Below are 18,861 nucleotides of genomic sequence, written 5' to 3'. Positions count from 1 at the left end.
TACCGATCAGACACTCCAAGACTACTGCCTTAATTGAGGGAATAATATAACATCTCTAATGGATTGGGAATCTGTAAATAACATGACCAATCTATCAATTCCTATACCCTCTCCTGCAGTTGGAGGCAGACCATACTCCAGCGCTTCAATATAATCGCTGTCGAAATGCATTGCTTCCATATCTCCTGCGTCTTTATCCTCGACCTGTTTACGAAAACGCTCGGCTTGATCTTCCGCATCATTAAGCTCTGAAAACCCATTAGCAATTTCTCGGCCAGCAATAAAGAACTCAAAACGATCCGTTACATCTGGATTATCATCACTACGTCTTGCTAACGGTGATATTTCCGTAGGGTATTCTGTAACAAATGTGGGCTGGAACAATTGATGCTCGATCGTTTCTTCAAATAGGGTCATTTGCAGCTTGCCAACGCCATCACTCTCTTTATAAGGTAAACCTAATTTACTAAGAATGGCTCTACAATCTTCAACGGATTCCAATTGTTTTGCATTGATTTCAGGATGATGCTTTAAAATCGCTTCTCTAACACTGAGGCGAGCAAACGGCTTATCAAAATCAAGCTCTTGTCCCTGATACTCCATTTTTCGTGAGCCCAAAACATGATCACATAAGTACTGAAATAATTTTTCAGTGAAAGTCATGAGGTCATTGTAATCAGCATAAGCCATATAAAACTCCAGCATCGTAAATTCTGGATTATGGCGAGTTGAGATTCCTTCATTACGGAAATTTCTATTGATTTCATACACTCGTTCAAAACCACCAACTACCAATCTCTTTAAATAAAGTTCTGGGGCTATACGTAAATACATCGTCATGTCGAGGGTATTGTGATGGGTAATAAAGGGTCTTGCGATTGCACCGCCTGGAATAGGATGCATCATGGGCGTTTCTACTTCTAGAAATTGATTGCTGTCCATGAACTCTCTAAATGCACGAATTAACCGTGAACGAATTAAAAAAGTTTTACGGCTCTCTTCATTAGCAATTAAATCCACATAACGCTTGCGGTATTTCAACTCTTGATCAGTCAAACCATGGAATTTATCCGGCAATGGTCTTAATGATTTTGTTAACAACTCAACTTCCTCTGCATTAATGGTGAGTTCGCCAGTATTTGTCTTAAATAACTCACCTTTAACTCCGACGATATCGCCTAGATCCCAATGTTTAAATTGTTCATAGATTTCAGGTAAATCGTTGGAACGGAGATAAACCTGTATTCTTCCAGATACGTCTTGAATGTGGAAAAAACTAGCTTTACCCATAATTCTACGCAATACAATTCGTCCAGCCACGGATACTTTAACCTTTTGATTGGTCAACGATTCCTTATCTGTTTCAGAATAAGATTCGTTTAAATCTTCTGCCAAATTATTCCGTCTGAATTGATTTGGGAAATTGAAACCACTCTCCCTAAGTTCAGCTAATTTTTGTTTACGGATATGATAAACTTCACTCTCATCCAAATGTTCTTCAGTCATGTTGCCCTACTCCTGCCTTTAAACTGGCTACAATAAATTGATCCAATGCCCCATCTAATACAGCTTGTGTATTACTGGTTTCAACACCGGTACGTAAATCTTTAACTCTAGATTGATCCAACACATAGGAACGAATCTGTGAACCCCAACCAATATCCGATTTGGTAGCTTCTAGTGCCTGTTGCTCTGCATTTTTCTTTTGCATTTCAAGCTCATACAATTTTGCACGTAATTGTTTCATCGCCTGATCTTTATTTTTATGCTGACTTCGATCATTTTGGCATTGAACAACAATGCCACTTGGAGCATGAGTTATTCTCACTGCTGAGTCTGTTCTATTAACGTGTTGTCCACCTGCTCCTGAAGCTCTGTAAGTATCAATTCTCAAATCAGCAGGATTAATTTCAATCTCAATGTCGTCATCAATCTCAGGGGAAACGAATACTGCGGCAAATGAAGTATGTCGACGATTTCCTGAATCGAAAGGCGATTTACGGACTAAGCGATGAACACCTGTCTCGGTCCTTAACCATCCAAAAGCATATTCACCTGTAAATTGAATGGTAGCACTTTTAATTCCAGCAACCTCTCCCGGCGAACATTCAATCAGTTCAGTAGTAAAACCATGTTGTTCACCCCAACGTAAATACATACGCAAAAGCATTTCAGCCCAATCTTGCGCCTCTGTACCACCCGATCCCGATTGAATATCTAAATAGGCACTGGATTCATCCATTTTTCCTGAGAACATTCGCCTGAACTCTAAACCAGCTACTTTTTGTTCTATAGTATTTAACTCTTGCCCAACATCATTGATGGTTTGCTCATCGCCTTCTTCACGTGCCATTTCAAATAAGTCACGCAAATCAATTATAGATTGACTTAAATCTCTTAAGTTATGAACTATTGTTTCAAGTTGGGTACGCTCTCTACCTAATGCCTGAGCTCTTTCAGGATTGTCCCAAACACTAGAGGACTCTAATTCGCGAACAACTTCTTCTAACTTCTCGCTTTTACCTTCAAAGTCAAAGATACCCCCGAAGGGCTTTAATGCGATCATGAAGGTCTAATAAGCTTAAATTAATTTGGTTCACTTCGAGCATAAGCATCACTTTTAAATGAAAAAGGAGATTTTACAAGGAAACAAGGCTCGTATCCAGGGTAAATTTAAGTTTAAACGCTAGGTTTGCTGATTGATGGCTGTTCTATAAGCCTGCAGATTCATCAGCAAATCTGCTTCAGCGTTCGACAAATGGCAACTGTTAACAATCTCTTCACGGGATCCTCCCATCTCTAGTATTCGTAGAGCATGTTCATAGGCCCCATCATTTTGTCTTACATTGGCTAATTCCTGAATCTGATTGTCCATACTAATTAATTGTTGAGTGATTTCTTTGATTTGTTTTGAAAAAAACAAATCCGCATTGATGAGCATCGGATGATCTTTGTTGATTTGATTTGACGTTTTTTCTAACGAACTAGCCCTTTCCTGCAACTCAATAATTCGCTTTCTGTGTAAAAGTAAAAAATTGATTACAAACACTAATACAATGACATTCAAACTCAGAATGATATTAATCATGGATTGTCCTTTTTAATCCTTATTAGTTGATAATACAGACTTTTAATGACTTATCACAATAGCCGCTGCACGAATACGATTAAAATCTGGATTAAATATTCTCTCGACCTTTTTACTTTTAGTAATAAGAATACTGACACGCCTATTTTGGTTTCGTCCACTCTCGGTGCTGTTATCAGCAATTGGGTATTGATCGCCATAACCGGTTACGAGTATTCGATTAGCGGTAATTCCAAAACCATTTAAAATTCTCCCGACAGTTGCTGCTCGAGAAGCAGACAGTTCCCAATTAGAAGGAAATTGGGGCGTGTTAATTGGAATATTGTCTGTATAGCCTTCAACTACAACAGGAAATGGTAATTCTTTAATCTTACCAGCTACTTGCATTAATTTAATTAATGCGACTGCTTTTATATCCGAACTTCCAGAATCAAATAGAGCTTCAGCTTTAATATCGATTTCAACCCAACCCTCTTGTCTATTAATTTTATAGCTACCATCTTCTATATCCGATAACGATTTGTTGAGATCATCCAAACCATCCTTGTAGGTGCCTTTTGTTTTATGAACTTCTGGACCATCCTTTTTATTGTCTGTTGATTGGGTGGCTTTGTTCTTGTCTTTTTGGTTAAAGGCCGATTTCATTCCTTCAGACAAGGACTTGTATTTTGAATCATTCACTGAGGAAATGGCATACATGACAACAAAAAAGGCAAACAGTAGGGTAATAAAATCCGCATAAGACACAACCCAGCGGTGGCTGTCCTCATGATCTTCTGTTTTATGAGGTTTGTGTTTCATTTTGTTTATGGTGCCCAAAATTATTTAATTTAATTTTTAGCATATTGGGGCTTTCACCACCTGCCATTCCAACCAGCGCTTCAATAATCATTTCATCAAAATGCAATTTTTGCAAAACGCAACTTTTAAGTTTATTGGCTACTGGCAAAAAAACAAGATTCGCAAAACCTACCCCATAGATGGTAGCTACAAAGGCTACAGCAATGCCCAAACCTAATTGGCTTGGATCAGCCAAATTACGCATAACCTGAATTAGACCTAGAACTGCGCCTAAAATGCCAATCGTTGGACTATATCCACCCATGCTCTCAAATACCTTTGCCGCATGTATATCATAAGATTCATTCCGAGAGAGCTCTGCTTCTAAAAGTTGCCTTAAGGTGACTTTATCAACGCCAGTAACTAATAACTCCAATCCTTTCTGGATTAATGGGTTCTCTTCTTTTTCGATTTGGTGTTCTAATGACAATAAGCCAAGCTGTCTGGCTTTTTTAGATAACTCAACCAAGTAACCCCGGCACTCATCGTAATTGTAATAAGGCGGTTTAATGACCCAAGGCAATATTACGAATGCACGCTTAAAGGTAGGCATTGGTGTTTGGACTAAAACTGCCCCGAAAGTTCCACCCAGCACAATAAGCAAGGCAGGGAAATTCAATAAGGAATGGATATCACCACCCTCAATCATTTGGCCGACAATAATAGCCACAAATCCCAATAATAGTCCTAATACACTCAATGGATCCATTCTTCTTATTATTCCGGTAACCGCGATTTAATGCGGTGTGTCGCTTGAGTAAGAATTTGTGAAACTCTGGATTCACTTACCCCTATTACTTCGCCTATTTCTTTTAAATTCAAATCCTGCTCATAATACAAAGAAAGAACCAGCTTCTCTTTCTGTGGTAGACCATCAATGACTTGTGTCAAATGACTTAACATGTCTGAATGCAAAACGTTGACATGCGGCTCATTGGCAGCGCCAACATCTTCATCGTAAAGAACATCATCAGTTACGCCTAAGTCATCAAAGCCATACAAATGACTACCTACTGAGTCTTGCAACATATTATGGTATTCAGTTAATGAAAGGCCAAGCTCTTCCGCAATTTCGGAATCTTTAGCTTCTCGTCCATATCGATTTTCCAAATTCCTGACAGCTTCACTGATCATTCTGGAATTACGATAGACAGAGCGCGGAACCCAATCATTGCGCCTGACTTCATCGAGCATATACCCTCTGATTCGAATCCCTGCATAGGTTTCGAACGAGGCTCCTTTACTCGAGTCATAATGTTTCGCAGCCTCAAGCAAACCTAGCATCCCTGCTTGAATTAAGTCATCTAATTGCACATTTTGTGGTAATCGACCCATCAAATGATGTGCAATTCTCTTAACCAATATCGCATGAGTTTTAACCATGGCTTCTTGGGCTTGTTGATTTACTTTGCTGTATGCCGCTAAAGCATCCACGTTACTCTCCTAAGAATAACAGCATAAAATTATTATTGTTAAAGTAGTAAATCTAAAACAAACTCATTACAGCTTCATAATAAGTATAGTGAAGAATTTTAAAATTCTCCTGTCACTAATCTTTCTAAAAAGAAACTGGTATTTCCGCCTAGTGCTGGCTTATATGGCCAATGATTGATGGTATCCGCTACTTCCCTCAAAGCATGAGATGAAGGTGATTCTGGATATGACAATAATACTGGTTTTTGTTGCTTTACTGCTTTATGAATATGCTCATCAAATGGAATAGTACCTAAGTAATTGAGTTGAACGTCCAAAAATTGCTCAGATACTCGAAACAATTTATTAAACAACTCTCTTCCATCTTTCAGGTTTCTCACCATGTTTACCAAAATGTGAAAATGAGTCCATTCATAACGTTTACTCATTACTTTAATCAAAGCATAGGCATCGGTCAGAGAAGTAGGTTCATCACAAACGACTACGATCAATTCTTGAGAAGAGCGAGTAAAACTCAGTACAGTTTCAGAAATTCCTGCTGCAGTATCGATGATCATATAATCTAAATCATCCGTTAACTCATTAAACGCATCAATAATTCCTGCATGTTCAGTTGGGGTTAATTGGGTCATAAACTCTGTCCCGGAGGATGCCGGTATTACTCGAATATTGCTTGGACCATGCAATATAATGTCGCTAAGATGGCACTGTCCCTGAATCACGTGCGATAAATTGTACTTCGTGTGCAATCCTAACATGATATCCACGTTGGCCAAGCCTAAATCTGCATCAAGAAGCATCACGCTTTTATTGAGCTGAGATAGTGCCACTGCTAGATTCACAGAGACATTACTTTTGCCTACACCGCCTTTTCCAGCGGTCACAGCAATCACCTTGACAGGCTTAGTGCGGTTTAAATTTCTTAATCCAGCAGCCTGATCTTTAATACTATTGCTAAGTTTCGACATAATAATCTCTCCTAACAAGCAGGTTTCTCTTGCTAATGTCCCTTTCTTCTTGGGACAATTTAATCTCTTGTTGAGCAAACACCTCAACAAGTTGGTGACGAGTAGCAATTTTGATGTCTTCAGGAACTCGTTGGCCGTTGGTTAAATAACTCACCGCCAATCCTGATTCAATGACTGCACTAATTACTCCGCCTATAGCCATTGACTCATCTAGTTTGGTGATTATGCACTGATCCACCTCACTGGCCTGATAACGTTTAACGGCATCAATCAATACTTGATAATGACTGGTTGCAGCTAAAACCAATACTTTGGTAATGGATTGCAAATGAGAACTCAATGCATTCATTTGTGTAATCACTCGTTCATCCGAAGGATTCATCCCTGCTGTATCAATTAGGATTAATTTTTTATCACTTAACTGACGCAAAACCCTAGCAAGAGCGACTTCATCTTGGGCTACACAAACTTTGACACCTAAAATTTTGCCATATAAAACCAGCTGTTCTTGTGCTGCGATTCGGTAGGTATCCATAGTGACTAAACCCAGTTTATCTGCTCCAAAACGCAAACTAAACCGTGCCGCAACCTTAGCTAGAGTTGTTGTTTTACCAACACCTGTAGGGCCAACAAAAGCAAATACGCCACCTTCCTCTATTCGTTGGGATTCTTTGATAGGGAGTTGTTCTGTCATTAATGTTAAAATGGATTGCCATGCTCTTTGTTCATTGAGATCAGGCTTAACGGATCGTGCCCATAAATTGCCTGTTTTATGACTTACCCCTAAATAGAGCAATTTTTGTAGCATAACGGAATGCAAGGGTTCATTTATTCCCACATTTCCGCGTAGCTGAGCCTCTAACATTCCTCTTAATGTCAAAATTTCTTGGCGCATATCGTCCAAAGGAGTCATGTTTGCATTCTTATCCACTTGGCTTGGGGGTTCAGCAACAGCAACAGCCGCTTCAGCAGACAATATGGTTTCATCAAAATCAATGGCGGCAACAATTTCGATTCCACCCTCAACATGATGGCTGGATAATATAACGGCATCAGGACCGAAAGTGGCCTTAATTTGTTGCATCGCAGTGCGTGTATCTGCTGCGACAAAACGTTTTAGTTTCATAATGCCTCCTGCCTACAGTCCTCAATTTCTTTAACTTTCAGTGAACTCTTTTCACCTCAACCGACTGTTCCAACTATGCGTATTTGTTTGTTATCAGGAATTTCCTGATAAGACAAAACATGGAAATCGTTTGATATAGTACGCACAAATCGTGCCAACACCGAACGAATCCCAGGCTGAACCACTAAGACTGAGCTTTCTTGCTTCTCTTGTTGTTGCTGCGAGAAGTGAATCAGAGATTGCTGAATCTTATCAGCCATACCAGGTTCAAAACTGATACCGCTTGGTCCACTATTCTGAATACTATTGTGCAATAATTGTTCCAATTCTGGTTTTAAGGTAATGATTGGCAACTCTTCATGCAAGCCACTGATTTTTTGAGTAATTAATCGTGATAGAGCTATTCGGACTTGGCTAACTAAATAATCAGAATCCTTCGATTTTGGCGCAAATTCCGCCAATGTTTCGACTATAGTACGAATGTCTGTCAAAGGAATATGTTCATAAAGCAAGCCCTGAAGCACTTTGCTTACTGCCCCTAAAGGTAAATTATCAGGCACGAGTTCTTTCACTAGTTTAGGTGAGTTTACTGCTAACTTATCCAGAAGCTGCTGGGTTTCTTCGTAGCCAAGTAATTGTTGGCTATTTTGTTCTAGTATTTGACTCAAATGAGTAGCAATCACCGTTGATGCATCAACAACGGTATATCCTAAAGTATTTGCTTGTTCTTTCTGGTTTTCCATAATCCAAATGGCATCCATCCCAAATGCTGGATCATGATCATGTATACCATCCAAATCCCCAAACACTTGGCCAGGATTAATAGCCAACCACCTGTCAGGGTGAATTGCAGCCTCCCCCATCACCACCCCAGCCAAGCTCAAACGGTAATGATTTGGTTTTAAATCTAAATTATCCCTAATATGGACGGTGGGGATTAAGAATCCGAGCTCCTGGGAGATCTTTTTACGCACTCCCTTAATTCGAGCTAACAATACACCTCCTTGTGCACTATCAACCATAGGAATTAGACGATAGCCAACTTCCAAACTGATGACGTCTACAGGATTTACATCATCCCAAGATAATTCTGCAGCAGCTGGATCAGGAGTTGGAATGGATTCAGTCTGCGTTACTTCTTGAGTTCTTTTCTTTTCTTTTTCTTTGCGTATAAACAAATACGCGATTCCAGCAAGACCAGCAGACAAAATAATGAATGCAATATGCGGCATGCCTGGAATGATGCCGATCAAACCAATAATAGAAGAAGCGATGATTAAAGATCGGGGATTCGCCAGTACTTGATTGATCACTGCTTGGCCCATATTCTGCGCGCTAGAAACTCTAGTTACAATAATTGCTGCTGCAGTAGATAAGAGCAATGAGGGGACTTGGGCTACTAAGCCATCACCTACAGTCAATAACACATAGTTATGTAAGGCATCATTCAAATTCATATTAAATTGAAAGACACCGATGATTAATCCACCAACAATATTAATAATGAGCACCAAAATCCCCGCAATAGCATCTCCGCGTACGAATTTACTCGCACCATCCATGGAACCATAAAAATCAGCCTCTTGAGCCACTTCTGTTCTGCGTTTAATAGCTTGCTCTTGATTGATTAGTCCGGCATTTAAATCCGCATCAATAGCCATTTGCTTTCCAGGTAATGCATCTAATGTAAAACGAGCACTTACTTCTGAGACACGACCAGCACCTTTTGTGACCACGACAAAATTGATAACCACGAGAATAATGAAGACCACAATACCAACTGTGTAGTTGCCCCCTATCACAACTTCGCCAAACGATTTAATCACTTGACCAGCTGCATCAGTGCCTTGATGGCCATTGAGCAAAACAACGCGTGTAGAAGCAACGTTCAACGCTAATCTTAATAAGGTTGCAATGAGAATCACTGTTGGGAATACTGCAAAATCGAGTGGACGTTCACTATAAATGACAGCCAACAATACGACCAAAGACAGAGCAATATTGAAAGTAAAGAATATATCCAACAAGAAAGGAGGCAAAGGCAACATCATCATGCTGATCATCACGATCAACATCAAAGGAGTTCCAAACCCTTGTCGCATTAAAAACTGCAAATAATAGAGTGCATTATTCATTCTTCATCCTCCTCTGCTTCGCGCATAAGATCAGGCGGAATTGGTACATTCTGTAATATTTCCGGTTTAGCATCGTATCTTTGCTTATCGCGTAGCTGAAAAATATAGGCCAGTACCTGAGCCACTGCTACATAAAGTCCTCTTGGAATTTCAGCATTAATTTTTGTAGAAAAATAAACCGCGCGTGCCAATGGAGGTACAGAGATAATCGGAATTTTATGAGTGCTGGCAACTTTAGAAATTTGAAAAGCCACCAGATTTTTACCCTTAGCAAGCACAACGGGAGCACGCTTACCATTTTTCTTATAACTAATTGCAACTGCATAATGAGTAGGGTTTGTCAAAATAACATCTGCCTTAGGTACTTCACTCATCATTCGTCGTTTAGCAACTTCATGTTGAGCGCGACGGATTGCACTTTTAACTTCTGGTTTTCCTTCCGTTTCCTTGTATTCATCCTTTAATTCTTGTTTAGTCATTTTTATGGACTTACTGTGCTCATACAGTTGAAAAGGCACATCAATGACAGCAATTAAAATTAAACTTGAACAGATAAATAGGAATGACTTCAAGAGAATCAAAGCACCTGATGCCACTGCTGTTTCTATAGATGCACCGCCCAAAGAGAGCAATTGCGGAATTTGCATCCTCAATACGACAATTGACACTCCAGCGACTAAGGCAAATTTGAGAAACGCTTTAATCATTTCAACAAAACCCTTTACCGATACCATTCGCTTAAATCCTTTCAGAGGGTTTAAGCGAGAAAACTTAGGCTGCAAGGATTGACCACTAAAAATCCAACCACCTACAAGTAAAGGTGCCAAAAGGGATACAATAAATACCAATACTAAAAAAGGAACCAGTGCCAAGAATCCTTTAGTAGCTAGAAAAAACAAGCGCTCAAAGGCCATGGTTGGCGTTAATAAAACCAACCTATCGAACTCAAAAGACCACTTCATCATTGATGCAAGCTGGATAGAAAGTTGTTTACCAAAAATAAAAAGGCCGAGGGTGGTCATCAATAAAATAACCGTTGCATTAAAATCCTTTGATCGGGCAACTTGGCCCTTCTCCCTCGATTCTTTTAAACGTTTCTCCGAGGGTTGTTCGGTTTTTTCTTGTGAATTATCGTCATCTGCCATCAGCGCAACATCCCAATAATAAAGTTCAGTCCATAATCGATACTTTCAGTGATTTGTGTTCCTAAGGTTGCTAATCCAATTTTAATAATGACAAATCCCATCAACAAAGTAATTGGAAATCCTAAAGAAAATACGTTTAATTGAGGTGCCACACGAGTCATGATTCCAAATGACAAACTCACTATGAGCAATGACAATATCGCTGGAATTGAAATGAGCACCGCTTCCTTAAACATCCATCCTGAAAAACTAATGACACTCCAAACCATGGCTGTATCAACCGAGAGCTTCCCAACGGGCATTTGCTTAAAACTATCCAATAAACTTTCAATAATGAAGAGATGTCCATTTAAAGACAAGAAAATCAAGGTGGTCATCATCATGTATAATTGGCTAACAAGAGGAACACTCGCCCTACTAGCAGGATCAACCATCACCGCAAAACCCAGACCAGCTTGCATTGAGATAATTTGACCGCCCAAAATAAACACTTGAAAAACTAATTGCATCACGAATCCCATCAACATACCTAGAAGTAACTCTTGAGCGATATACACTAAATACACACCACTAAATTTATCAAACGATAATTCAACAGGGACAAAGGACACACACATCCAACTCAATGTAATCATAAATAACAACTTGATGCGGGTAGGTAGTAGACCAGAAGATAAAACAGGAAGAGTAAGCAACAATCCTCCAATACGAATCATTGGCCAAATGTACTGACTAAATTGTTGTATCACTGTTTGATAATCAAAATTCATAGGATGTCCCTATCCAATCAAATAAGGGATATTAGTAATCAGTGAATCCGTATAATTGACCAAGGTTTTTAATAACCAAGGACCCGCAAACACAAGGACTAAGAAGGTCACAAACAATTTAGGGATAAAACTCAAGCTCGACTCATTGATTTGTGTGGCTGCCTGAAACATAGAAACAATCAAACCGACGACTAGTCCGGGCAATATCAACACCATCAATAACAACAATATGAGGTACACACTTTCACTAAATAATGAGACAACTGAATCTGGATTCATAAAGCCCCCTAGGTCAGTGCAAAACTTGAAGCCAATGAGCCAAGCACTAATGTCCAACCGTCAACCATAACGAATAACATAATTTTAAAAGGCAAAGAAATAATCAATGGAGACAACATCATCATACCCATTGCCATCAGAACGCTAGAGACTACCAAGTCAATGATTAAAAAAGGAAGAAATAAAATAAATCCTATTTGAAAGGCTGTTTTTAGTTCACTGGTGATAAATGCAGGAATTATCACACTCATAGGTACCTCATCAATGGTTTTTGGTGCACTATTTGCCATTTTTTCAAAGAGAGCCAAATCATTTTTCCTCGTTTGATTAAGCATGAATTCACGAAGTGGTTTTTGTGCACCAGTTAGAGCTTGTTGAAAACTTATTTTCTCTGCCATATAGGGTTGTATAGCTGACTCGTTCATTTGACTAAATACAGGTGCCATAACAAAATAGGTCATAAACAATGAAATACCAATCAATATTTGGTTTGTAGGTGTTTGTGCCATTCCTATCGCTTGTCGCAAAATAGACAGTACAATAATAATCCTTGTAAATGAGGTCATTGCCATCAAGACCCCAGGCAAGACCGTCAAGATGGTCATAAAAATAAGGATTTGCAAATTGACACTGTACGATTGTGAGCCATTTGTTCCAGGCTGCATCGTAATAGCTGGCAAAGACAATGAATCAGCGTGTCCTATAATTGGTAAACTCGCTACCATTAAAAAAAACAAAGCTAAGCTTTTGGCTTTCATTTTTTCTTCCCTATTGCTGATTTCAATACGTCTGCAAAAATTGATTTATTCTCAGCATCAAATCCCTCAGGGAGCGCTTCGCCAAAGTCGTGTAGCAGGGTAATGGAAGCTGACCCAATACCGATTAGCAAATACCTAGTTCCTGCTTTTAACAACATTACTTTTTCTTTTGGGCCGACTACCATTCCACCTAGGTATTGAAACCCTTTTGTGGAGGAAAATGCTACCCCGTTCATGCGCTTTACTATCCATGACAAGGCTAAAATCACTACCAAAACAACCATCAAACCGAAAACCATGCGCAACATTTCAGCATGATTAATACCATTTAAAGTTGAAGTATCGGCTGCCCACAACGATTGGCTGATGAGCATGAAAGCACATGAAATAAGGTATTGCATTTTATTGCTCTTTTAAACGTTTAATACGTTCGGCCTTGCTCACAATATCCGTGAGACGCACCCCAAATTTATCATTTACAACCACAACCTCACCATGAGCTACCAAAGTACCATTGACAAGCACGTCCAATGGATCACCTGCTAGACGATCTAAAGCAACGATACCGCCTTGGTTTAATTGCAGCAAATTGCGAATACTCATTTTCGTTCGACCAATTTCAACTGTAACTGATACAGGAATATCCAAAATTAATTCCATCTTTTCAGTTGGTGCTTGTTGAGAAATTGTATTTTCTTGACCTGGTTGCTCCATAAGCGTTTCATTAACTTCAGTCATGCTCTTCCCCTAATAATTGATTATTCGAATAATTTTTAAGGCTCTTTTATCGTTTATGCTTCCCATTGTCGCGGTGTAGGCCGGAGTACCCTCAATGTACATGGTCACCACTTCTTTTTTATCCAATGGAATAAAGTCTCCGACTTTCCACTCCATTACTTTCCCTAAACTGCTTTCAGACTCGGCCATCACTGAACTAACAACCACCTCTACATCCATTAATTCCTCTTTTAATGACTTAATCCAGTTAGGATCAATTTCATCATCTGGTCGTGATGCACCCAACTCTAATTGTTGTTTAATAGGCTCTAACATGGAGTAAGGTAATATGAAATAAAAAGTCCCTGTGTCCTTACCAAAATTTAAGGAAAAGCGCGCTACTAATACCATTTCTTCGGGATCTGCGATATTGACCAACTGAGGGTTGGTTTCATCATTGAACTTCGTTACATCCAATTTAATAATGGGCTCCCATGCTTGCATCAAGTCGCCAACCAATTTTTTGGCCACAACCTCCATCACTCTCAATTCAGTAGCAGTAAAGTCAGTTTTATCTTTTTGCGCACCAAACTGGCTTGTTCCACCAAAATAGTAATCAACCAAGTCATACACAAACGTACTATCAAATAAGATGATTCCTTTTCCACGTAATGGCTTGAACTTGTATATACCCATCAAACTCGGGTTAGGTAAGCTTTTCATAAAATCTTTGTGTTTAGTAATCAACAAAGGGTCTTGCTTGATTTCAAAATCATTCGCTGTGAGGTGATAAATGTCCGCTGCAAAGAGCCGAACTGCGCGATCATATATTTTATCAAGTACCGGTAATTGGCCTTTAACAATACGTTCCTGACCGGTAAAACTTAGGGTTTTAACAGCCTCTTCGTTTGTTGATGCTCCAGAATCCGTCTGCGACTCTGGACCAGCCTCTTCGTCGGCCTCAGCTTTAGTCGCTTGTTTTCCCTTTTTACGTGCTGGTTTTTCAGCGGTTGCTTCGGTAGCCGTTTCTTGAGACTCTTCATCATCAATGGTGTCATCAACGGAGTCTAACAGTGCATCGATCTCTTCTTGTGAAAGTACGTCTTTTTCTGGCATGATTATTTCACCCGCACCTTAATGCTTTTCCCGACTTCTAGAGTAGTCAGTACTCCACCAATACATCTTCATTACTTTGTCATGCAAGGCCCATGCCATTTGAAATTTTATTATTGTATTCAATGAGTTAAATTAAAATTTGAGAATACTGTTCTATGCTTTATTTTCACTCATTTTGATAACGTATCCCTATGTTTCCGAGCCATGATCGTATAGATAGTCAATGTAGTGATTCTCATCGTTCTGAAGGCAACAAGTAGCTGAGGAGAATAAAGTGGATAATGCTTGATTAAAATTGACAATACTCTATAGTTGGCCGTCAAACAATTGACGTAAAAGTCAGAGGGTATTCCCAACCCCTCATCGCTTGACAAGATCTAAATATTCATTCAACTTTTAAAACCAGATCTTTTTTAAATTCAAAGATCAAACTAGTTATTGGGTGTTATTTGTAAGTTTTTGAATCCATCTAATTCAGGTTAGGAAAACCTATGACTATAACTATTGACCCAACAAACCTTAGTGCAGAAACTAAACTCTTACTAAAAAGGCTTCTCTATACTTCGCAAGAGATTTATTTCGAACCTGGTCGTTACAAAGTAAAACGTAGCTTTATGAAAACGGATACTGTTGAGATTTTTTTAACTCATCATCTTGTTAAGGGGTTCTGCAAACATAATCCAGAGTATAAACGTGTTGAAGTACTGGGTAAGAAACTTGGGTCTGGTTCTTACGGGAGTCTATACGACAGCCTTGGAGTACTCCACACCGAAAAGAATATGCACTTTAAAGTGCGTACACCAGATAAAGAAAAGGTTGTAAAACAAGTTAACCTAAAGCACTCCGCTCATTTAGATGTTATTGCTGAGGAGAAACAAATCAATTTATGCAGCAACAAAATTAGATGCAAACCCTCTTTATTTAACTCTAATTATGGTTTTTTAAGGATGACGAAAGCTCATGGAATTCCTTTAGATGATTTAATTTCTTCAATACAGAAGGGGAAAACAAAACTATCCTTGCTCAAATTACTAAAATTAAGCATCAATTTAATTACAGCTCTCCATAATCTCCACAAACAAGGGTGGATACATCGAGACATTAAACCGGATAATATCATTGTTGATCTTGAGAATTTAGAAGTGACTCTAATTGATTTTGGTTTTACTTGTAAAAAAGGTTCTGTTGAGGTTTTACAAGGAAATTGGTATTACATCGCCCCCGAGTATGTTGACTCCTATGTTGTAACTCGAAAAATTGACTGGTTTTCCATGGGGAAAACACTCGCAGAATTATGGGGAGACCGATCTATAGACTCCTTTAATTCAGATGAATGCACCATTGATGAAGCTTATTCTTATCATAGTTGCGAAGAATTTATTGATCTCTTTCATTGCGTGGATATGCCAAAAGAATTTCAAAATGACCTAAAAGTATCCTTGCAAAATATGACTCGTGTTGATCCCACAAAGCGAATAGGTTACAAAGAAATGCGCCAGGCATTACAAACGCTTATTGATAAGGTTGAGTCTTCTGAAATCAATCACAAATTAGTTCATGAAAATTGCATAAAACTGTGCGACTCAGATCACACCCCTGCATACAGCGCAGAAGCGAACTCAGAGGAAGACACAGAAGATAATTCCGAGGACTACTCAGAGAAGTGCTTATTTAAATTTAAAACCAGGTAGATTCTGCTTGATTTACGAAAACACCAAGAAAGGACTTTTAAAGACGAAGTCCTGTAAGTGAGCAAATATGGACTCTTTGTACTAAAGGAAGTCATTTTTGTAAGATATGCCCTATTCATCTTGTTGCTGCTGGCATTTATCATTAGCTAAGCTTTGACATTGTTGTGTGCAATCAGTGGAATCTGACGTTAAACAAACATCATCTAGACATTGTTGATAAGCTTGGTTTGTACATTCCTCTTGATTTAATTGATCAACATCTTGATCAAGATCAGGATTATCCACAGCGAACAATTGGAAAGAAAATAGAAAAGCTATTAATAGGCTACTGGTTACACTTAAGTTTCTCATAGAAACCCCTGTCATGCTTTCTTGTATTTATTATAGTCAGCAATTGAGAGATATTCCTGTTTCCTAAATCGAAAATTCATGCGAAACTCTTTAATCATCTTTTCCATATAATGGCTTATGCGCAGCAAAAAAAGCATTCTAGGTAATTTCACTCGTGCAATGTACAGTGAATCTTTTTGCATTCGTCCTAACACAGAGAAAGAATTACTCGATTATTTAAAAAGCGAAAGGCCAAAGGCGATTCTCGCCAGAGGAGCTGGATTAAGTTACAGTGACAGCTGCTTTAATACCGACCATTTGGTGATAGATACTCAATTTTTGAATCATTTCATCCATTTTGATGAACATACTGGGGTTGTAGTATGTCAAGGTGGAATGCCTCTTTTAGACTTGTTTTTATTGCATCAAGATTTCATTCCCCCAGTAGTCCCAGGCACTATCCATGCCACAGTTGCTGGCTGCATTGCCCATGATGTGCATGGAAAAAATAATCATCGTGAAGCTTCTTTTGGAAGGCATGTGCTCTGGCTGGAAATCATTGTAGCTAACAAGCTTATACGCTGCAGCCCATACGAACACAGTGATTTGTTTTATGCAACTGTTGGAGGCTTAGGGCTAACAGGAATTATTACCCAAGTAGCTCTGCAAATGAAACACGCTTCAAGATCGGTAAGCATTGAAAATAAAACGTTCGAATCGATTCAAGAATTAACTCAAAACATGTCTAGTTATGGTTTAAACCATGATTATCAAGTAGCATGGCTTGATTTGCTTAACCCAGTTCCAAGATCTATCCATTGCATGGCCAATCATAGCTCTGAAGTAGTTAAGGAAGATTCTAAACATTACCGTGCTATTCGATTCCCATTTCGCATGATTTATAAATGGAATATGTTACTGTTTAACAAACTATACTTTGTGTCCAAAAAGCAAAATGAACAGCAAGGGTTTATTCATTTTAACAATCCTCTTGATTCTGTGGATGGGTGGAATAGGCTCTATGGTCCAAAGGGTTTAATTCAATTCCAAGCCTTATTTGATCAAAATCGTGCTACTGAAATCATAGAACAGCTCATTCATATTATCAGAGAACATAAAGCCATCCCTACCCTGGCTGTTCTTAAACTTTTTATTCAATCTGGAAATGGGTTATTGTCATTTTGTCAACCTGGATTTACCATCGCTATTGACTTTGTTCATAATCAGCAGGCTAAACAAGCAATCATGCACATGAATCAATTCATCACAGACATTAATGGCCGTGTGTATTTAGCCAAAGACCTTCTTCTGAATCCAGATCAATTTCGCTCCATGTACAATACACATGAGCAATTTGAACAAACCCTTAAGCATTATCGTTGCAATATGCATTCCGATCTGGCTGAAAGAGTAGGAATTAACCATGACAGATAGAACTTGGATTATTTTAGGAGCAAGCTCTGTCATTGCAGAACAATTCGCTCATCTGGCTGCTCAAGCTGGTTGTTCACTGCGCTTGGTTGGAAGGAATAAAGAACAGTTGGATCTGATCGCCAAGGATATACAGATACGCTTTAAAGTTGCTTGTGATGGACTAGTACAAGATTTGACAAAGGATGAAAATGGCTTCATCGATGTTCTTAGGTCAAAAAACTCTGAAATTGATCTGTTTATTGCTCACAGTGACTTTACTAGTAACGATCATTTGAATTCACACTCAATCAATCGTTTACTGACTGTCAATATTGCTTCAACAGTACAAATTATTGATCATTATTTAAAGCTACCTCAAAGCCAACACAAACTAGTCTATTTAAGTTCCGTTGCTGCTTGTCGTGGAAGAGCAAAAAATAGCCTTTATGGAGCAAGTAAAGCTGCAGTTGAAGTGTATTTGCAGGGGTTGCAACAAAAAACCAGCAATACGCAGGTGATAACGATTGCTCGACTTGGATACATTGATACAAAGCAAACGTATGGCTTACCCGGTATTTTCTACGCAGCACCTCCATCTGAATGTGCATTAGCTTGCTGGAAAGCAGTATCTAAAGGCAAAGCTTTCATTTATTTTCCGAAATTTTGGAAATGGATTGCGGCTGTAATTACCCACCTTCCCTTTTTCATTTATAAACGGATGGGAGCGATATAATTTCATAGTATTTTTACCCGTTTTTAAGGGCGCGTGAACGGACCCCACTGGGATCCGTCCCTGAGGAGTCGTCTCACTTTTTAAAATGGGGCATGTATACCAAAGGTCCGGTGCTTCGCCTAATGGCAATGCCTTAAGCGGTATCATTAGGTTCTTCTATACGACCCGCATCGGTCCGCTTGCTGACGCGCGCGGCTCGGCTCCTTCTTTGCTGTCTGAATCAAATCCTAGTCACAGCAGGGAGTGAACCGAGCCGCGCGCGTCAGCAAGCGGATATGGAACTATCCGCTTTCACGAATGACGCTGCTTAAGGCAGGG

20 protein-coding genes are annotated in these 18,861 nt (G+C 39.1%); 3 read left to right on the top strand and 17 right to left on the bottom strand.

Features of this window, described 5'->3' with window-relative positions:
- Nucleotides 1-21: 21 nt before the first annotated feature.
- The 16 genes from lysS to fliM form a co-directional block, all read right to left on the bottom strand.
- Nucleotides 22-1,506 carry a lysine--tRNA ligase gene (gene lysS / locus Lwal_RS09065; protein WP_058480482.1) on the bottom strand — a complete coding sequence of 495 codons (1,485 nt, stop codon included), beginning with the start codon at nucleotides 1,504-1,506 and terminating at the stop codon, nucleotides 22-24.
- Nucleotides 1,499-2,609, bottom strand: a protein-coding gene (prfB, locus tag Lwal_RS09060) for a peptide chain release factor 2 (RefSeq protein WP_133141220.1) whose coding sequence is annotated in 2 segments (ribosomal slippage) — nucleotides 1,499-2,533 and nucleotides 2,535-2,609 — 1,110 coding nt in all. Because the reading frame shifts where the segments join, the coding sequence is not laid out codon by codon here. The genes lysS and prfB overlap by 8 nt, the downstream gene beginning before the upstream one ends.
- 77 nt (nucleotides 2,610-2,686) lie before the next feature.
- Entirely contained in the window at nucleotides 2,687-3,088 is a 402-nt protein-coding gene (locus Lwal_RS09055) for a DUF2802 domain-containing protein (protein ID WP_058480480.1), read from the bottom strand.
- A gap of 42 nt (nucleotides 3,089-3,130) precedes the next feature.
- Complete coding sequence (locus Lwal_RS09050) at nucleotides 3,131-3,889, bottom strand: flagellar motor protein MotB (RefSeq protein WP_058480479.1); 759 nt, start codon at nucleotides 3,887-3,889, stop codon at nucleotides 3,131-3,133.
- Entirely contained in the window at nucleotides 3,870-4,637 is a 768-nt protein-coding gene (locus Lwal_RS09045; protein WP_058480478.1) for a flagellar motor protein, read from the bottom strand. The genes Lwal_RS09050 and Lwal_RS09045 overlap by 20 nt, the downstream gene beginning before the upstream one ends.
- Nucleotides 4,638-4,645: 8 nt before the next feature.
- Complete coding sequence (locus Lwal_RS09040; protein WP_058480477.1) at nucleotides 4,646-5,362, bottom strand: RNA polymerase sigma factor FliA; 717 nt, start codon at nucleotides 5,360-5,362, stop codon at nucleotides 4,646-4,648.
- A gap of 98 nt (nucleotides 5,363-5,460) precedes the next feature.
- On the bottom strand, nucleotides 5,461-6,330 hold the full coding sequence (locus Lwal_RS09035) for a MinD/ParA family protein (protein WP_058480476.1): 870 nt from the start codon (nucleotides 6,328-6,330) through the stop codon (nucleotides 5,461-5,463).
- Nucleotides 6,317-7,456 (bottom strand): flagellar biosynthesis GTPase FlhF, encoded by a 1,140-nt coding sequence (gene flhF, locus Lwal_RS09030; RefSeq protein WP_058480475.1) that lies wholly within the window; start codon nucleotides 7,454-7,456, stop codon nucleotides 6,317-6,319. Before flhF ends, Lwal_RS09035 begins: the two co-directional genes overlap by 14 nt.
- A gap of 56 nt (nucleotides 7,457-7,512) precedes the next feature.
- Entirely contained in the window at nucleotides 7,513-9,591 is a 2,079-nt protein-coding gene (gene flhA / locus Lwal_RS09025) for a flagellar biosynthesis protein FlhA (RefSeq protein WP_058480474.1), read from the bottom strand.
- Nucleotides 9,588-10,736: a flagellar biosynthesis protein FlhB gene (flhB, locus tag Lwal_RS09020; protein ID WP_058480473.1), complete on the bottom strand. Its 1,149-nt coding sequence runs from the start codon at nucleotides 10,734-10,736 to the stop codon at nucleotides 9,588-9,590. The genes flhA and flhB overlap by 4 nt, the downstream gene beginning before the upstream one ends.
- Nucleotides 10,736-11,506, bottom strand: coding sequence for a flagellar biosynthetic protein FliR (gene fliR / locus Lwal_RS09015; protein WP_058480472.1), 771 nt, complete (start codon nucleotides 11,504-11,506; stop codon nucleotides 10,736-10,738). The genes flhB and fliR overlap by 1 nt, the downstream gene beginning before the upstream one ends.
- Nucleotides 11,507-11,515: 9 nt before the next feature.
- Nucleotides 11,516-11,785, bottom strand: a complete 270-nt coding sequence (gene fliQ, locus Lwal_RS09010) for a flagellar biosynthesis protein FliQ (RefSeq protein ID WP_058480471.1) — start codon at nucleotides 11,783-11,785, stop codon at nucleotides 11,516-11,518.
- Between the two features lie 8 nt (nucleotides 11,786-11,793).
- A complete protein-coding gene (gene fliP / locus Lwal_RS09005) occupies nucleotides 11,794-12,543 on the bottom strand; it encodes a flagellar type III secretion system pore protein FliP (RefSeq protein WP_058480470.1) in 750 nt (249 codons plus the stop codon).
- The gene (fliO, locus tag Lwal_RS09000; RefSeq protein ID WP_095197556.1) at nucleotides 12,540-12,944 is read right to left on the bottom strand and encodes a flagellar biosynthetic protein FliO; all 405 of its coding nucleotides are present in this window, start codon (nucleotides 12,942-12,944) and stop codon (nucleotides 12,540-12,542) included. Before fliO ends, fliP begins: the two co-directional genes overlap by 4 nt.
- Before the next feature lies 1 nt (nucleotide 12,945).
- Nucleotides 12,946-13,281 carry a flagellar motor switch protein FliN gene (gene fliN, locus Lwal_RS08995; RefSeq protein ID WP_058480469.1) on the bottom strand — a complete coding sequence of 112 codons (336 nt, stop codon included), beginning with the start codon at nucleotides 13,279-13,281 and terminating at the stop codon, nucleotides 12,946-12,948.
- A 9-nt stretch (nucleotides 13,282-13,290) separates the two neighbouring features.
- A complete protein-coding gene (fliM, locus tag Lwal_RS08990) occupies nucleotides 13,291-14,376 on the bottom strand; it encodes a flagellar motor switch protein FliM (protein WP_058480468.1) in 1,086 nt (361 codons plus the stop codon).
- Nucleotides 14,377-14,867: 491 nt separating this feature from the next.
- Here fliM and Lwal_RS08985 point away from each other — a divergent pair, with 491 nt between their 5' ends.
- Entirely contained in the window at nucleotides 14,868-16,067 is a 1,200-nt protein-coding gene (locus tag Lwal_RS08985) for a protein kinase domain-containing protein (protein WP_058480467.1), read from the top strand.
- A gap of 111 nt (nucleotides 16,068-16,178) precedes the next feature.
- Here the strand turns inward: Lwal_RS08985 and Lwal_RS08980 are convergent, their stop codons facing one another.
- A complete protein-coding gene (locus Lwal_RS08980; RefSeq protein ID WP_058480466.1) occupies nucleotides 16,179-16,418 on the bottom strand; it encodes a hypothetical protein in 240 nt (79 codons plus the stop codon).
- Between the two features lie 117 nt (nucleotides 16,419-16,535).
- Between Lwal_RS08980 and Lwal_RS08975 the strand changes: the two genes are divergently transcribed.
- Both Lwal_RS08975 and Lwal_RS08970 read left to right on the top strand, forming a co-directional pair.
- Complete coding sequence (locus Lwal_RS08975) at nucleotides 16,536-17,831, top strand: FAD-binding oxidoreductase (RefSeq protein WP_058480465.1); 1,296 nt, start codon at nucleotides 16,536-16,538, stop codon at nucleotides 17,829-17,831.
- Nucleotides 17,821-18,543 (top strand): SDR family NAD(P)-dependent oxidoreductase, encoded by a 723-nt coding sequence (locus Lwal_RS08970; protein ID WP_058480464.1) that lies wholly within the window; start codon nucleotides 17,821-17,823, stop codon nucleotides 18,541-18,543. Before Lwal_RS08975 ends, Lwal_RS08970 begins: the two co-directional genes overlap by 11 nt.
- Nucleotides 18,544-18,861 lie beyond the last annotated feature (318 nt).

This window comes from Legionella waltersii, assembly GCF_001468085.1.
Taxonomy (GTDB): Bacteria; Pseudomonadota; Gammaproteobacteria; order Legionellales; family Legionellaceae; genus Legionella; species Legionella waltersii.
This window is presented reverse-complemented; position numbering and strand designations above follow the sequence as displayed.

Bases quoted from the DNA above. Each gene is read 5' to 3' on its own strand.
- lysS (WP_058480482.1), bottom strand. From the start codon at position 1,506: ATGACTGAAGAACATTTGGATGAGAGTGAAGTTTATCATATCCGTAAA.
- Lwal_RS09055 (WP_058480480.1), bottom strand. From the start codon at position 3,088: ATGATTAATATCATTCTGAGTTTGAATGTCATTGTATTAGTGTTTGTA.
- Lwal_RS09050 (WP_058480479.1), bottom strand. From the start codon at position 3,889: ATGAAACACAAACCTCATAAAACAGAAGATCATGAGGACAGCCACCGC.
- Lwal_RS09045 (WP_058480478.1), bottom strand. From the start codon at position 4,637: ATGGATCCATTGAGTGTATTAGGACTATTATTGGGATTTGTGGCTATT.
- Lwal_RS09035 (WP_058480476.1), bottom strand. From the start codon at position 6,330: ATGTCGAAACTTAGCAATAGTATTAAAGATCAGGCTGCTGGATTAAGA.
- flhF (WP_058480475.1), bottom strand. From the start codon at position 7,456: ATGAAACTAAAACGTTTTGTCGCAGCAGATACACGCACTGCGATGCAA.
- flhA (WP_058480474.1), bottom strand. From the start codon at position 9,591: ATGAATAATGCACTCTATTATTTGCAGTTTTTAATGCGACAAGGGTTT.
- flhB (WP_058480473.1), bottom strand. From the start codon at position 10,736: ATGGCAGATGACGATAATTCACAAGAAAAAACCGAACAACCCTCGGAG.
- fliR (WP_058480472.1), bottom strand. From the start codon at position 11,506: ATGAATTTTGATTATCAAACAGTGATACAACAATTTAGTCAGTACATT.
- fliQ (WP_058480471.1), bottom strand. From the start codon at position 11,785: ATGAATCCAGATTCAGTTGTCTCATTATTTAGTGAAAGTGTGTACCTC.
- fliP (WP_058480470.1), bottom strand. From the start codon at position 12,543: ATGAAAGCCAAAAGCTTAGCTTTGTTTTTTTTAATGGTAGCGAGTTTA.
- fliO (WP_095197556.1), bottom strand. From the start codon at position 12,944: ATGCAATACCTTATTTCATGTGCTTTCATGCTCATCAGCCAATCGTTG.
- fliN (WP_058480469.1), bottom strand. From the start codon at position 13,281: ATGACTGAAGTTAATGAAACGCTTATGGAGCAACCAGGTCAAGAAAAT.
- fliM (WP_058480468.1), bottom strand. From the start codon at position 14,376: ATGCCAGAAAAAGACGTACTTTCACAAGAAGAGATCGATGCACTGTTA.
- Lwal_RS08985 (WP_058480467.1), top strand. From the start codon at position 14,868: ATGACTATAACTATTGACCCAACAAACCTTAGTGCAGAAACTAAACTC.
- Lwal_RS08980 (WP_058480466.1), bottom strand. From the start codon at position 16,418: ATGAGAAACTTAAGTGTAACCAGTAGCCTATTAATAGCTTTTCTATTT.
- Lwal_RS08975 (WP_058480465.1), top strand. From the start codon at position 16,536: ATGCGCAGCAAAAAAAGCATTCTAGGTAATTTCACTCGTGCAATGTAC.
- Lwal_RS08970 (WP_058480464.1), top strand. From the start codon at position 17,821: ATGACAGATAGAACTTGGATTATTTTAGGAGCAAGCTCTGTCATTGCA.